We start from the raw sequence: 1,035 nt of genomic DNA on the forward strand, positions 1-1,035 counted from the left end.
TCGCTGAACAGGCGGCGAAACTTGAGAGCCAAGAAGCCGAAGTCAGCAAGCGCGACTCCATTATCGGGCTTCTGCGCGCGCAGCTGGAGTTGCTCCGCCATCGGCAGCATGGCGCTTCTTCGGAAAAGATCGACCGGAAGATCGAGCAATTTGAACTGATGCTGGAGGAGATCGAGGCCGCCCGCGCCGAGGCTGAGATGCGCTCCGGGAAAGCTCCTTTGCCGGAGTTGGACGACGCGCCGGATAAGCCGAAGCGCAAACCATTGCCCGATGGTCTTCCAACCGAAGAACTGGTCTATGCGCCACCCTGCAATTGCCCAACCTGTGGCGGCACATCGTTCCTGAAGGCCGCCGACAGGGTGGTCCAGGTGATGGAGCACGTGCCGGCGTCCGTCAAGATTGTCCGCCACGTCGAAAAGCGCATGATCTGCAGGGACTGCGATACGACGGTGGCAGGCGAAATGCCGACCCTGCCGATCGAGCGCGGCAAGCCCGGACCGGGGTTGCTGGCCCATATCATGGTCGCCAAATTCGACGATCACATCCCGCTCTACCGTCTATCCGAGATGTACGACCGGCTGGGGATAGATATCTCCCGATCCGTGATGGCCGACTGGGTCGGCCGCGTGTCCGTTCTGCTCTCGCCCCTCATCTTGCTGATCAGAGCCCATATCGCTGCGGTCGACCGAATACATACGGACGATACCCCGGTCGATGTTCTCGACCCTGGGCGAGGAAAGACAAAAACCGGGCGGGTCTGGGTCTATGTCTTCGATGGCAGCGGCTATCAAGATCCCACTCCAAGAGCCATTGCCTACTACTATAGCCCCGACCGCAAGGGCGCGCATCCAGCCGACCATCTCGCAAACTTCAGCGGCGTGATGCATGCCGATGGGTATGGGGGTTACAAGAAGCTTTACGGCAACCAAATCATCGAGGCCGCCTGCATGGCGCATGTACGCCGCAAGTTCCACGATGTGATCAAGCTGAAGCCATCTCCGATCGCTGACGAAGCGCTGTCGCGCATCGGTGCGC

Annotated in this window: 1 protein-coding gene; it reads left to right on the forward strand. The window is 60.3% G+C overall.

Features of this window, described 5'->3' with window-relative positions; all coding sequences use genetic code 11:
* The coding region (tnpC, locus tag ACWGTO_RS33525) for an IS66 family transposase (RefSeq protein WP_454578957.1) at positions 1-1,035 on the forward strand (1,035 nt) is incomplete at both ends.

The sequence above is a fragment of the Mesorhizobium sp. PL10 genome, from assembly GCF_053714315.1.